Origin of the sequence: Janthinobacterium lividum, assembly GCF_034424625.1 — a bacterium.
Lineage (GTDB): Bacteria > Pseudomonadota > Gammaproteobacteria > Burkholderiales > Burkholderiaceae_D > Janthinobacterium > Janthinobacterium lividum.
Genome location: NZ_CP139976.1, coordinates 384,095 through 398,093, shown reverse-complemented (window position 1 = coordinate 398,093; position 13,999 = coordinate 384,095). Strand labels below are relative to the sequence as shown.

General features: G+C 62.8%; 11 protein-coding genes. 5 read left to right on the top strand and 6 right to left on the bottom strand.

The features are described 5' to 3' along the window. Positions 1 to 92: 92 nt before the first annotated feature. From xylF to U0004_RS01675, 4 genes are all read right to left on the bottom strand, one after another. Complete coding sequence (xylF, locus tag U0004_RS01690) at positions 93 to 1,067, bottom strand: D-xylose ABC transporter substrate-binding protein (protein ID WP_115057598.1); 975 nt, start codon at positions 1,065 to 1,067, stop codon at positions 93 to 95. Positions 1,068 to 1,220: 153 nt separating this feature from the next. Beyond that, entirely contained in the window at positions 1,221 to 3,008 is a 1,788-nt protein-coding gene (locus U0004_RS01685) for an IlvD/Edd family dehydratase (protein ID WP_070258331.1), read from the bottom strand. Further along, positions 3,005 to 3,772, bottom strand: coding sequence for an SDR family NAD(P)-dependent oxidoreductase (locus U0004_RS01680; protein WP_070258329.1), 768 nt, complete (start codon positions 3,770 to 3,772; stop codon positions 3,005 to 3,007). The genes U0004_RS01685 and U0004_RS01680 overlap by 4 nt, the downstream gene beginning before the upstream one ends. A gap of 27 nt (positions 3,773 to 3,799) precedes the next feature. Next, the gene (locus tag U0004_RS01675; protein WP_070258327.1) at positions 3,800 to 4,957 is read right to left on the bottom strand and encodes a fumarylacetoacetate hydrolase family protein; all 1,158 of its coding nucleotides are present in this window, start codon (positions 4,955 to 4,957) and stop codon (positions 3,800 to 3,802) included. A 429-nt stretch (positions 4,958 to 5,386) separates the two neighbouring features. On the opposite strand from U0004_RS01675, the gene chvE reads away from it, so the two are divergent. The 3 genes from chvE (at position 5,387) to mmsB (ending at position 9,265) form a co-directional block, all read left to right on the top strand. After that, entirely contained in the window at positions 5,387 to 6,409 is a 1,023-nt protein-coding gene (gene chvE, locus U0004_RS01670) for a multiple monosaccharide ABC transporter substrate-binding protein (RefSeq protein WP_223278970.1), read from the top strand. Between the two features lie 113 nt (positions 6,410 to 6,522). Then, complete coding sequence (mmsA, locus tag U0004_RS01665; RefSeq protein ID WP_070258325.1) at positions 6,523 to 8,064, top strand: multiple monosaccharide ABC transporter ATP-binding protein; 1,542 nt, start codon at positions 6,523 to 6,525, stop codon at positions 8,062 to 8,064. After that, positions 8,054 to 9,265 (top strand): multiple monosaccharide ABC transporter permease, encoded by a 1,212-nt coding sequence (mmsB, locus tag U0004_RS01660; RefSeq protein ID WP_070258323.1) that lies wholly within the window; start codon positions 8,054 to 8,056, stop codon positions 9,263 to 9,265. Before mmsA ends, mmsB begins: the two co-directional genes overlap by 11 nt. A gap of 61 nt (positions 9,266 to 9,326) precedes the next feature. Here the strand turns inward: mmsB and U0004_RS01655 are convergent, their stop codons facing one another. Both U0004_RS01655 and U0004_RS01650 read right to left on the bottom strand, forming a co-directional pair. Next, on the bottom strand, positions 9,327 to 10,958 hold the full coding sequence (locus U0004_RS01655) for an NAD(P)-binding protein (RefSeq protein ID WP_070258321.1): 1,632 nt from the start codon (positions 10,956 to 10,958) through the stop codon (positions 9,327 to 9,329). Beyond that, on the bottom strand, positions 10,958 to 12,469 hold the full coding sequence (locus U0004_RS01650; RefSeq protein ID WP_070258319.1) for a polyamine aminopropyltransferase: 1,512 nt from the start codon (positions 12,467 to 12,469) through the stop codon (positions 10,958 to 10,960). The genes U0004_RS01655 and U0004_RS01650 overlap by 1 nt, the downstream gene beginning before the upstream one ends. A 60-nt stretch (positions 12,470 to 12,529) precedes the next feature. On the opposite strand from U0004_RS01650, the gene U0004_RS01645 reads away from it, so the two are divergent. Both U0004_RS01645 and U0004_RS01640 read left to right on the top strand, forming a co-directional pair. After that, a complete protein-coding gene (locus U0004_RS01645; RefSeq protein ID WP_034783828.1) occupies positions 12,530 to 12,916 on the top strand; it encodes a DUF350 domain-containing protein in 387 nt (128 codons plus the stop codon). Positions 12,917 to 12,943: 27 nt separating this feature from the next. After that, on the top strand, positions 12,944 to 13,990 hold the full coding sequence (locus U0004_RS01640; RefSeq protein ID WP_034783830.1) for an SPFH domain-containing protein: 1,047 nt from the start codon (positions 12,944 to 12,946) through the stop codon (positions 13,988 to 13,990). The last annotated feature ends 9 nt before the right edge of the window (positions 13,991 to 13,999 follow it).

Below are 13,999 nucleotides of genomic sequence, written 5' to 3'. Positions count from 1 at the left end.
AATGTCGGATTACGCTACGCGAATCCGACCTACCGGTAAAAACGGGTAGGTCGGGTTAGCGCATGGCGCGTCACCCGACATGACACAGGCGATCAATTACCGAGTTGCGCCTTGGTATAGAACCCATCGTCGACGAGAATGTTCACATTCGCCTTGGTCAGCGGCGTAGGCTTCAGCAGCACCGTGCTGACCTTTTTCAGGCCGTTGTCATAGCTGAAGTTGTAAGCCGGCTTTTCATTGCGCGCCAGTTGCACGGCCAGTTTGGCCGCTTCCGAAGCGATGGTTTTCAGGGGTTTGTAGACGGTCATCGATTGCGTGCCGGCGATGACGCGTTTCACCGCCGCCAGATCGGCGTCCTGGCCCGAGACCGGCACCTTGCCGGCCAGCTTTTGCGCTGCCAGGGCCTGGATGGCGCCGCCGGCCGTGCCGTCGTTCGAGGCGACGATGGCGTCGATCTTGTTGCCGTTGGCCGTCAGCGCGTTTTCCACGATGGACAGCGCTTCGGTGGCGCTCCAGTCCTTCACCCACTGCTGGCCGACGATCTTGATGTCGCCCTTGTCGATGAACGGTTTGAGCACCTTCATCTGGCCTTCGCGCAGCATCTTGGCGTTGTTGTCGGTCGGCGAGCCGCCCAGCAGGTAGTAATTGCCCTTCGGCTGCAGCTTGGTCACGCCCTCGGCCTGCATTTCGCCCACTTTCTCGTTGTCGAACGAGATATACGCGTCGATATCGGCATTCAGGATCAGGCGGTCATACGACAGCACCTTGATGCCGGCCTTTTTCGCTTCCTTGACGGTGTTGTTGAGCACTGTCGCGTTGAACGGCACGATCACCAGCACGTCGACGCCGCGCGAGATCAGGTTTTCGATCTGCGAAATCTGGCGCTGCTCGCTGGCGTCGGCCGACTGCACGAAGACTTTGGCGCCCTGCTTTTCGGCGGCGGCGATAAAGAAATCGCGGTCGCGCGTCCAGCGTTCCACGCGCAAATCGTCGATGGAAAAGCCGATCTTCGGGTTTTTCGCATCGGCCAGAGCGGCGCTGCTGCTCAATGCCAGCATGGCGGTCATGATGGCTGCACTGATGATCTTGTTCATTGTGTGTCTCCTTGTGGATTTTATTAACAACGTTTTTTCACTACGGGGTACTGCTGAAAAATTTTATGTCTGTGGTGGTGTCGGGTTACGCGCGGAGCGCTAACCCGACCTACCCCGACCTGCCTGCTAATGGTTGTGGCGCGGCAGGGTCTGGCCCACGGCGCGGTATTTCAGCGCCAGCTCCATGCAGGCGCCCGTTTCCAGCTGGCCCACGCTGGCGCGGTAGATTTCCTGCCACGGCGTGGCGCTGTCGTTGACAGGCGGCGGCAGCGCCGTGGCGCGGCGCGCCAGTTCGTCAGCATCGACCAGCATGTCGCACCGGCCCGCGCTCAAGTCCACGCGGATGATGTCGCCCGTGCGCAGCAGCGCCAGGCCGCCGCCCACGGCGCTTTCCGGCGACGCGTTCAGGATCGACGGGCTGTCCGACGTGCCCGACTGGCGCCCGTCGCCCAAGGTCGGCAGATTCAAAATACCGGCCTTAAGGAGCGCATCGGGCGGCTGCATGTTGACCACTTCGGCCGAACCGGGCCAGCCCACGGGACCTGCGCCGCGCATGACCAGCATGCAGCTGTCGTCGATATTGAGCGCCGGGTCGTTGATGCGCGCGTGGTAATCGGCAGAACCGTCAAAGACGATGGCGCGCGCTTCGAACACGCCTTCGCTGCCGGGACGCGACAGGTAGCGCTCGCGGAAGGCGGGCGAGATCACGCTGGTCTTCATGATGGCAAAATCGAACAAGTTGCCCTGCAAGGCCATGAAACCGGCCTTTTCCTTCAATGGCGCGGCAAACGGGTGGATCATCTCGCGGTCCGCGCTTTCACGGCCCGCCAGGTTTAGCGCCATGCTCTGTCCCGTGACCGTCAAGCGCTCGGTGTGCAGCAAGCCCGCCTGCTGCAGCTCCCACATCACGGCCGGCACGCCGCCGGCCCGGTGGAAGCGCTCGCCCAGGTATTTTCCGGCCGGCTGCATGTTCAACAACAGGGGCACGTCATAGCCGTGCGCCATCCAGTCGCTCGAATGCAATGCCACGCCAGCATGGCGCGCCATGGCCATCAGGTGCGGCTGGGCGTTGGTGGAGCCGCCGATGGCCGCGTTGACGATGATGGCGTCCAAAAACGCCTCGCGCGTGAGGATGCTCGACGGGCGCACGTCGTCATGCGCCATGCCGACGATGCGGCGCCCCGTTTCATAGGCGATCTGGCCCCGCTCGCGGTACGGCGCGGGGATGGCCGAGCAGCCCGTCAGGGACATGCCCAGCGCCTCGGCCAGCGCATTCATGGTCGATGCCGTGCCCATGGTGTTGCAGTGGCCGGCCGACGGCGCCGAGGCGGCAGCGATCTGCAGGAATTTGTCGTTGTCGATCAAGCCGGCGGACAGCTGGCGGCGGCCTTTCCAGATGGCGGCGCCGGAACCCACCAATTCACCGTCCATCCAGCCATCGAGCATGGGGCCGCCCGACAGCACGATGGCGGGAATGTCCACCGTGGCGGCGGCCATCAATTGCGCCGGCGTCGTCTTGTCGCAGCCCGTCGTCAGCACCACGGCGTCGATCGGGTAGCCATGCAGGATTTCCACCAGGCCCAGATATGCCAGGTTGCGGTCCAGCGCGGCCGTGGGACGGCGGCAGTTTTCAAAGATCGGATGCAGCGGGAATTCCATCGGGATGCCGCCCGCGTCGCGGATGCCGTCGCGCACACGCTGGGCCAGTTCCAGGTGGATGCGGTTGCACGGGCTGATATCGCTGCCGCTTTGCGCAATGCCGATGATGGGCCGGCCCGAACGCAGCTCCTCTGCCGTGATGCCGTAGTTCATGAAGCGCTCCAGGTACAGCGCCGTCATGTCGATATGCTCGGGATTGTCGAACCAGTCCTGCGAGCGGAAGCGCCGCGCCTGGGGTTGGGCGGGAATGTTCATGCGCCGTACCAGCCTGCGTCGACGTAGTATTCGCGTCCGGCGCACTTGGCCGCGTTGTCCGACGCGAGGAACAGCGCCAGCGCCGCCACGTCTTCCGGCTCCACGCGCAGTTGCAGGCATTGTCCCTGCAGGATCACGGCTTCCGCCTCCGGCGTATGCCACAGCCGCTCTTGGCGCGGCGTGCGCACGGCGCCGGGAATGATGCAATTGACGCGGATGCCGTCGACACCCAGGTCGCGCGCCAGGCCGCGCGTCAAGCCCTCGATGCCGGCTTTCGCCGTCATGTAGATCGACAGCCTCGCTTGCGCCAGGTGCCAGGAAATCGAACCCAGGTTGAGGATTACGCCGCCCCCCTTGGCGCGCATGGCCGGCGCCACTGCCTGGGCGCAGAAATACTGGTGGCGCAGGTTGACGGCGATGCGCTCGTCCCAGTAGGCAGGCGTGACGTCCTGTAACTGGTGGCGGTCGTCATTGGCCGCGTTGTTGATGAGGATATCCGTGGCGCCCGCGCTGTGCTCAATCTCGGCGAAGGTGGCGGCCAGGGCGCCCAGGTCCGTCAGGTCGCAATAACGGAACACGGGCGGCTGCGGCAGGTCGGCCAGCTTTTCCTGCAGCGCCAGCGACGCCTCGCGGGCGATATCGAGAAAGGTGACGTGGGCGCCCTGGCGCACGAACGCTTCGACGATGGCCACGCCGATGCCGGTGCCGCCGCCCGTGATGACGACGCGCTGACCTGCCAGGCTGGGATAAATTGCATGCTGCATGGTGTCTCTCTTTTTAAAAAAATCGGATCAAAGCAAACCGCGACGGGCGAGGTTCTGGTACAGCGCGCGCACGCCGAACGTCCAGGGAGTAATCGCATCGCAGCGCTGCACTTCGTTGACCAGCGCGCCCAGCGCGGCGCTGGCGATGGTGACGCGGTCGCCCAGGTGGTGTGTAAAGCCGCCGCCTTGCGCGCCGCGGTCCTTCACGGGCGAGAACATGGTCCCCAGGAACAGCATGAAACCGTCCGGGTACTGGTGGTACTGGCCTGCCGTCTGGCGCACCAGGTCGAGCGGGTCGCGGCTGATCTCGCGCATGAAGCTGGCGCCTTCGAGCACAAAGCCGTCGTCCGCGCCCTCGATCAGCAGCGACACTTCCGCCTGGCGTACGGTGTCGAGCGTGAAGTGTTCGTCGAACAGGCGGATGAAGGGGCCGATGGCGCAGGAACCGTTGTTGTCCTTGGCCTTGCCCAGCAAGAGGGCGCTGCGCCCTTCGATGTCGCGCAGGTTGACGTCGTTGCCCAAGGTCGCCCCCAGCACCTCGCCGCGGCTGTTGACGGCCAGGACGATCTCCGGCTCCGGGTTGTTCCAGGCGGACGACGGCAGCAAGCCCACCTGCGCGCCGCAGCCCACCGACGACATCGGCTGCGCCTTGGTAAACACTTCCGCATCGGGGCCGATGCCCACTTCCATGTATTGCGACCAGGCGCCGCGCTGCTGCAACTGCTGTTTCAGGCGCTGCGCCGCGTCCGAGCCGGGCTTCAATGCCGACAAGTCGCCGCCCAGGGTCATTTGCAGTGCAGCGCGCAAGCTCGCCGCGCGCGCCGCGTCGCCGCCCGCCTGTTCCTCGATCACCCGTTCGAGCAGGCTGACGGCGAAGGTCACGCCGCAGGCCTTGACGGCCTGCAGGTCGCACGGCGCCAGCAGCAGCTCGCCTGCCGGTGCGGCAAGCGCCTGCTCCAGCAGCGCCTGCACGGAGCCAAGCGCGATTCCGGGTGCATGGCGGGCGATATCGAGCGCATCGCTGCGCTCGAACAGCTCGGCTACCGTCGCCACCGTCTGCGTGATGTCGACCACCTCGCCGCCACGCACGGCGACGACGCAGGGGCCGTCGCGCCAAATGCGGCCGATGAGGAGGGCCTGCGCCAGGTCGGCGGGCAACAGGGAGGCGGGAGAAATCGGCTGCATGGCATGCTTTCAAAAGGTCGTGACGGGATGGCTGGTCTTCAAGTTCGGACCGATTCTGCGCGCCGCCCTGTGTCGCCGCAATTACGAAAATCACCAAATTGAATGATGATTATTGGTATTGCAGTGCACCAAAAAAAGCCGCCGACCGGCCCCCGTTTCCGCCCTGCCAGCAGGCGGGAAGGCGCGCAATGGCGCATTGCATCAATTGGCTTATCGATACCGTTTTGGATATCGCCAATGCGAAAAAAGTGATTGGTGAGGGATGGATGGACAAACTAGTATCAGCCGTGGCCTGCAATCGGCCATCCGCACGGAGCCCGCCCACTGGACGACGGCCCTGGCACATTCAACTATCGAAGACGGTGGAGACCTGAAATGAAAACAACAATGAAAATGCTGACCGCGAGCCTGGCGCTGGCCATCTCCGGCATGGCGGTAATGCCCGTGGCAAGCGCCGCCGACAAGGGCGCGATCGGCATCTCGATGCCAACCAAATCGTCCATGCGCTGGATCGCCGATGGCGACAACATGGTCAAGGTATTCAAGGAGCGCGGCTACAAGACGGACTTGCAGTTTGCGGACGACGATATCCCGAACCAGCTGGCGCAGGTGGAAAACATGATCACCAAGGGCGCCAAGGTGCTGGTGATCGCCGCCATCGACGGCACCACCTTGTCGAACGTGCTGCAAAAGGCGGCCGACAAGGGCATCAAGGTCATCTCGTATGACCGTTTGATCCGCGGTACGAAAAATATCGATTACTACGCCACCTTCGACAACTTCCAGGTCGGCGTGCTGCAAGCGGGCTATATCGAATCGGCGCTGAAACTCAAGGAAGGCAAGGGCCCGTTCAATATCGAATTGTTCGGCGGCTCGGCCGACGACAACAACGCGCACTTCTTCTACAACGGCGCGCTGTCGGTGCTGAAACCGTACATCGACAGCGGCAAGCTGGTGGTGCGCTCGAAGCAGATGGGCATGGAAAAGGTCGCCACCCTGCGCTGGGATGGCGCCGTGGCGCAGGCGCGCATGGACAACCTGCTCAGCGCCTACTACGGCAATGCGCGTGTCGACGCGGTGCTGTCGCCGTATGACGGCTTGAGCATCGGCATCCTGTCCTCGCTCAAGGGCGTCGGCTACGGCACGCCGAAACAGCCCTTCCCCGTTGTGACGGGCCAGGATGCGGAAATCCCGTCGGTGAAATCCATCATCCGCGGCGAACAGGCATCGACCGTGTTCAAGGACACGCGCGAACTGGCCAAGGTGACGGCGAACATGGTCGACGCGATGATGAGCGGCAAAACGCCGACCGTCAACGATACCAAGACCTATAACAACGGCGTGAAAGTCGTGCCGTCCTATCTGCTCAAACCCGTCACCGTCGACAAGGCGAACTGGAAGCAGGTGCTCGTCACCGGCAGCGGCTACTACACGGAAGCGCAAGTGAAATAAGCATCCAAGGTACTGAAGGCCCGGCGCTGCCGGGCCTTTCGCTTCATGCACGATCAAGAACAAGACTGCCGCACGACCGATGCCGACCAGCGCGGCCGTGCCAGAAAGGTTATATGACGAACACTATCCTGGAAATGCGCGGGATACGCAAAACATTCCCGGGCGTCGTTGCGCTCGACAATGTCAACCTGCGGGTACGCAGCGGCGAGATCCACGCCATCGTCGGCGAAAACGGCGCCGGCAAATCCACACTGATGAAAGTGCTGAGCGGCGTCTACGGCCATGGCAGCTATACGGGCGACATCGATTACCTGGGCCAGACGCGGCACTTCCGCGGCATCAAGGACAGCGAAGAAATCGGCATCATCATCATCCACCAGGAACTGGCGCTGGTGCCCCAGTTGTCGATCGCCGAGAATATCTTCCTCGGCAACGAACCGGCCCACATGGGCGTCATCGACTGGGAATACGCGCAAGCGAAGACGCGCGAACTGCTGCACAAAGTGGGCCTGAAAGAGTCCCCCGACACCCTGATCACCAACCTGGGCGTGGGCAAGCAGCAGCTGATCGAAATCGCCAAGGCGCTGTGCAAGGACGTCAAGCTGCTGATCCTCGACGAGCCGACGGCCAGCCTGAACGAAAGCGACAGCGCGGCCCTGCTCGACCTGCTGCTGGGCCTGAAAGCCCAGGGCATCGCCTCGATCCTGATCTCGCACAAGCTCAATGAAATTTCACGGGTCGCCGATGCCATCACGGTGCTGCGCGACGGGAACACGGTCGACAGTTTCGACTGCCGCATCGACGCCGTCAGCGAAGACCGCATCATCGAAAAAATGGTCGGGCGCGAGATGGCCGACCGCTATCCGCCGCGCACGCCCACCATCGGCGAGACCATTTTCGAAGTGCGCGACTGGCGCGTGTTCCATCCCGAGCATGCCGACCGCCCCGTCATCAAGGGCATCAATATGCATGCCAAAAAGGGCGAGATCATCGGCATCGCCGGCTTGATGGGCTCCGGGCGCACGGAACTGGCGATGAGCATTTTCGGCCGCGCCTACGGCCAGCGCATCAGCGGCACGGTGCTCAAGAATGGCCAGGAAATCGACGTCAGCACCATCGGCAAGGCGATCGCCCACGGCCTCGCGTATGTCACGGAAGACCGCAAGGGCCTGGGCCTGATCCTCGAGGAAGACATCCAGAAGAACACCAGCCTGGCCAACCTGGACGCGATTTCAAAGCACATGGTGATCGACGAGCAGCGTGAATTCGGCGTGGCCGAGGAGTTCCGCCGCAAGCTCAAGACCCGTTGCTCGAGCGTGGCGCAGAAGGTGGTCAACCTGTCCGGCGGCAACCAGCAGAAAGTGGTGCTGGCGAAATGGCTGTTTTCACGCCCCGACATCCTGATCCTCGATGAACCGAGCCGCGGCATCGATGTGGGCGCCAAGTACGAGATCTACAGCATCATCAGCGAGCTGGCCGCCGAAGGCAAATGCATCATCATGATTTCCTCGGAAATGCCGGAATTGCTGGGCATGTGCGACCGGATCTATGTCATGAACGAAGGCCGCTTCGCGGCAGAACTGAGCGCGGCAGAAGCATCGCAGGAACGCATCATGCGCGCGATCGTTACACACGGAGAAAACAATGGACAATAAATTGACAGCAGGCGCGCCAGCAACACCAGCCGCGGCGCCGCAAGCAAAAAGCTATGCCGGCTTTTTGAAGAACAATATGCGCGACTACGGCATGCTGCTTTCCCTGATCGTCATCATGGGCTTTTTCCAGTACATGACCGACGGCACCCTGATGCAGCCGCTCAACCTGACGAACCTGGTGCTGCAAAACAGCTACATCGTCATCATGGCGCTGGGCATGCTGATGGTCATCGTGGCCGGCCATATCGATTTGTCCGTCGGCTCGGTGGTCGGCTTCGTCGGCGCGCTGGCGGCCGTCCTGATCGTCAACCACAACATGAATTTTGTCGCCGCCAGCATCATCTGCCTGCTGGCCGGCGCCGTCATCGGCGGCGCGCAAGGCTATTTTGTCGCCTTCTTTAAAATCCCGTCCTTCATCGTCACCCTGGCCGGCATGCTGGTGTTCAAGGGCCTGACCCTGGCCCTGCTGGCGGGCCAGTCGGTCGGCCCCTTCCCGGAAGGCTTCCAGATGCTCAGTTCGGGCTTCCTGCCCGACCCGTTCGGCGGCGAAAACCTGCGCGGCCTGTCATTGCTGCTGGGCGTGATCGCCGCCGCGGCGCTGATTATCACTTCGCTGCGCAGCCGCGCCAAGCAACTGAAGCACGGCATGGAAAACGAACCGCGCGCCTTCTTCCTGCTGAAAAACGCCATCTTCGCCGCCGTGATGGTGTATTTCAGCTACCTGCTGGCGTCGTACCGCGGCTTTCCCAACGTGCTGGCCGTGATGTCGCTGCTCATCGTCGCCTACACCTTCATTACCAACCGCACCGTGCTGGGCCGGCGCGTGTATGCCGTGGGCGGCAACGAGAAGGCGGCGCGCCTGTCCGGCATCAAGACGGAACGGGTCAGCTTCTACACCTTCGTCAACATGGGCATGCTGGCCGCGCTGGCCGGCCTGATCTTCGCGGCGCGCCTGAACACGGCCACGCCGAAGGCCGGCACGGGTTTCGAGCTGGACGTGATCGCCGCCTGCTTCATCGGCGGCGCCTCGGCTTCGGGCGGCGTGGGCAAGGTGATGGGGGCCGTGATCGGCGCCTTCATCATGGGCGTGATGAACAACGGCATGTCCATCATGGGCATCGGCATCGACTACCAGCAGGTGATCAAGGGCCTGGTGCTGCTGGCGGCCGTCTTCATCGACGTGATCAACAAGAACAAGTAGACCGGTTCGAGCCTTGGGGGGCTCTGGCCGGCGCTTGCGCCGGCCTTTTTCATTGATATCCTCATGTGGAAGCCAGGCGCGCCGCCCTGTCCCCCCACCACGCCGCTTCCTCGAACACGGAAAAGCCCGACAGATCGGCATGCGCAAACAGGATGGCGCCGTCGTGTTCGCGCAGCGCCTTCAGCCCCGCATTGCTGCGAAATCCCCGCAACGGTGCGGCCATGGCATGGCCGCGCACGGTGATGTCGACCCGTTCGACGCAGCTGGCAAAATCGCGTCCATACGCCGTCTTCAAATCGACGCTGGCCAGCGCCAGCAATTGCTCCGGCGTGGCCACATCTAACCACTTGCGCGCTTCCTGCGGTGTGCGGTCGGACAGGGCCACATAGGCGCTGAAGACGGTTTTCTCGGGCGGGCGCACGCGGATATCCTGGTGCGTGGAGACGACATAGCCGAGGCCCGGCTCCTGGTACACCACGTTGTCCCAGCACAGGGGCGCATGCGGCAGTTCGTCGGGAAAGCGTTTAAGTAAAAAATTCGCCACCAGCCACGGCGCATACGCGGGCGTATCGCGTTTGAGGTCGTAGCCATAGCTGGCGATGTCGCTGACCACGCGCGCCGCCACATACAAGGGCATGGCGCAGATGGCCTTGCGCGCCTTGACCAGGTAAGTGCGCGGCTGGCCGTCGACCAGCTCCAGGCACAGCGCTTCCACGCCCTGCTCCGTCGTCCGCACGGAAACCACCGTGCCCGCATGACGCTTGACACCTGAGGCCTGCTCCATGGCCGTGGCGACCGGTTGCATGCCGCCCGGCCAGGTCAGCCACGCGCCATTGCCGGCATTGGCCGCCTGTCCCCAGCGGCTGCAGTAGTAATGCAGGCCCGCCCAGGCCGAGACCTGGTCGTAGCGCGTGCCGTAGTCGTCGCGGCAGCAGTAATTCAAATACCAGTGCAGGGTGGGCGAGGTATAGCCTTCGCGCTCCATCCACTGCTTCAAGGTGATGGTGTCGAGCGCCTGCCAGGCCGGGTCTTGCGACGACTCCACGGTAGGAAAAACGAAGACGCGCTTGCCATCGTTGCCATGCGCCTGGCGCAGGCGCCGCACGTCGGCAAAGAAACGCTCGTGCTGCGCCAGTTCTTCGGCGGAAACGCCCTCGGTGGGAATGAAGCCATCCTGCCAGTGACCGTTGAACAGCAGGCGTTCCTCGGGCGCGTGCAGGATGTAGCGCTCGTCATAAGTCGGCTTTTCCGCCTGCGGATCGCGCTGGATGATCCCCAAATCGAACAGGATCTCGCGCACATGGGTCGATTCGGGCGAAGGCAGCGGCAGGTAATGGCCGCCGGTCGGATAGGCCAGGTCGCCGAACTGCCCGCCGGCCGCGTTGCCATACGGCTGCGGCCCATCGATCATGAGGAAATCCTTGTGCCCCAGTTTATTCAAGCGCCAGGCCGCCGTCAGGCCGGCGATGCCGGAGCCGAGGATGGCGACATCCGTGGTGACGGTTGCCGAAGGCGCCGGCAGCGCCGTGCGCTCGCGCAGCAGCTTGCGCAAGTAATGCCCCTCGCTGCGGCCCGGATACAGCACCTTGGGCGTGATTTCCTGCCAGCGCAGATACGCGGCGATGCTGCCGATGCCAGCGGCTGCCGCTGCCGTGCCGCCGGCGGCCCACAGCATGAAAGAGCGGCGCTGCATCAGCGGATCACCCGGTTCCAGTCCTGCTCGAATTCATGCACGAGCGACTGGGTATTCAAGCGATTCGGCGCCATGGGCAGCGGCTGCATGTCGGGCGGGAAGATGAACATCTCGCGCGTGGTGTCCGCATTCAGGTAGCGCATCGGCAGGCGATAGCTGGTGGGCGGTTTGTAGTCGAGCTGGGGCGAGGCCAGGATAAAACCCCATTCGCCGAACGAGGGCACGTAGGCGTGATAGGGCCAGGTGCGCATGCCCACTTCGCGCAGGGTCGAATTAATGGTCCAGTAAGCGTGCGGCGCAAAGAAGGGCGACGTCGATTGCACCACCATCAGGCCCTTGGCCGCCAGGTGCTTTTTCACCAGGTCGTAGAACGGCACCGAGTACAGTTTGCCGAGCGCGAAGCTGGACGGGTCGGGGAAATCGACGATGGCCGCGTCGAACATGTCGCCGTTGTTGCGCAGCCAGACGGCGGCATCGGCATTGACGACGGTAACCCGCTTGTCCGAGAACGACTTGTTATTCAGCTTTGCCAGTTCCGGGCGCGTGGTAAACGCGGCCGTCATGGCAGGGTCGAGGTCGACGACGGTGACGTGTTCGATCTGTGGATAACGCAGGATTTCGCGCAGGGCCAGGCCATCGCCGCCACCCAGCACCAGCACGCGGCGCGCCCACGGCAACGCTTCCAGCACGGGGTGCACCAGCGCTTCGTGGTAGCGGTACTCGTCGCGCGAGGAAAACTGCAGGTTGCCATTGATGTACAGCCGCGTATCGTCCTTCCAGCGCGTGATCACCAGGCGCTGGTAGGGCGTGGTGGTGGAATACACGATCTGGTCGCCGAACAGCCCGTGTTCGCCCCAGGCCACCATGCGGTCCGACATGGCAAAGCCGGCGATCAGCAACAGCATCACGGCACAGGCGCGCAGCAAACGTCCTGTGAGATTTTTCAGCTCAGCGCGGAATACATAAATGCTCCACAGGCCCACGCCCACATTGAGCATGCCGAACAGGAAGCCCGTGCGCACCAGGCCCAGGTACGGCGACAGCACCAGCGGGAACAGCAGGGACACGGCCAGCGCGCCCAGGTAATCGAATGTCAGCACGCGGCTGACCAGTTCAGAAAATTCCGTCTGGCGCGTGTTCAGGGCGCGCATCACCAGCGGCACTTCCATGCCGACCAGTGCGCCGATCAGGAACACCATCACATACAATAAGGTGCGAAATGGCGCGGCCATCCACGAAAAGGTCATGAACAGGATGGCCGCCGACAGGCCACCGATCAAGCCCACGGCCAGTTCGATGTCGACGAAGCGCGAAAGCACGTCATCGTCCTTTACATACTTTGAAAAGTGAGCGCCCACACCCATCGCAAATAGGTAGCAGCCAATGATGGTGGAAAACTGCAGGATGGAGTCGCCGAGCAGGTAGCTGGACATGGCGCCGGCAATCAGCTCATACGCGAGGCCGCAGGAAGCGACCACGAAGACGGACAAAATCAGAATCTTTTTGTTCATTGGACTTTTTTTGTTCTAATATGCGTTGACGTTATCAAATACTCATTTGTGAGGAATGCCGTGCCCGCCATCCTAAACTATCTGATCCATCTTTTACTGGCCGCCGGGCTGCTGATTGTATTTTTTATCATCTACACGCGCGTCACGCCGTATAACGAAGTGCTGCTGATCCGCCAGGGCAACCAGGCGGCGGCCCTGTCGCTGGGCGGCGCCATGCTGGGCTTTTCCGCCACCATCGCCTCGTCCCTGATGCACACGGCCGACTACCAGCAGTTCTTCGCCTGGGCCTTTGGCGCCATGGTGGTGCAATTGCTCGCCTATGTGGTCACCACGCGCCTGCTGCGCATGTCGAAAGACCAGATCGAATCGAACAACAGCGCCTTCGGCGGCCTGCTGGCCGCCATTTCCCTGTCGATCGGCGCCATCAACGCCGCCTGCATTTCCTGACGTTTTACCTCACTCAAGGACACCATCATGAGCCTCGGCAGCTTTATCAAGAAGCAGTTTATCGACGTACTGCAGTGGAACGAAGAAACGGAAGGCGTACTGGCCTGGCGTTTTCCCATGCAGGATTTCGAGATACAGAACGGCGCCATCCTGAATGTGCGCGAATCGCAGGTGGCCGTCTTCGTCAATGAAGGCAAGATCGCCGATGTCTTCGGTCCCGGCACGCACAAGCTGACGACGCAGACCTTGCCGTTGCTGACCAACCTGAAAAACTGGGACAAGCTGTTCGATTCGCCCTTCAAGTCGGACGTGTATTACTTCAGCACCCGCGTGCAGACGGGCCGCAAATGGGGCACGCCGCAGCCGATCACCATCCGCGACAAGGATTTCGACATGATCCGCGTGCGCGCCTTCGGCATGTACTCGTACCGCATCGCCGACGCCCGCACCTTCTTCACCGAGATCAGCGGCACGCGCGAAGTCTATACGCGCGACGAAGTGGAAGATCAATTGCGCGGCATTCTGATGTCGAGCATGGCCAGCTCGCTGGGCGGCGCGAATGTCCCCTTCCTCGACATGGCGGCCAACCAGGCGCTGATGGCGCAAGAGGTCAAGGATGGCCTGGCGCAGGCCTTTGCACGCTATGGCGTGGGCCTCGATGAATTCAATGTGGCCAGCATCAGCCTGCCCGAGGAATTGCAGGCGGCGCTGGACGAGCGCATCTCGGCCGGCATGAAGGGCGGCCTGGGCGCCGACAAGATGAGCGGCTTTACGAAATTCCAGGTGGCCAATGCGATCCCGCTGGCGGCGCAAAACGAAGGCGGCATGGCCGGCATCGGCGCGGGACTGGGCGCCGGGCTGTCGATCGGCCAGGTGATGGCGCAAAGCATGGGCGGAGCGCTACAGCAGCCGGCGCCTGCCCCGGCCGCACCGCCTGCGGCGCCACCGGCCCCCGCGGAAGAACCGATCGAGGCGCGCCTGGAAAAGCTCAAGGGCTTGCTCGACAAGGGGCTCATCTCGCCAGCCGACTACGACGGCGCCAAGGCTGAACTGCTGAAAAAACTGATCGGCTAAGCGCGACTG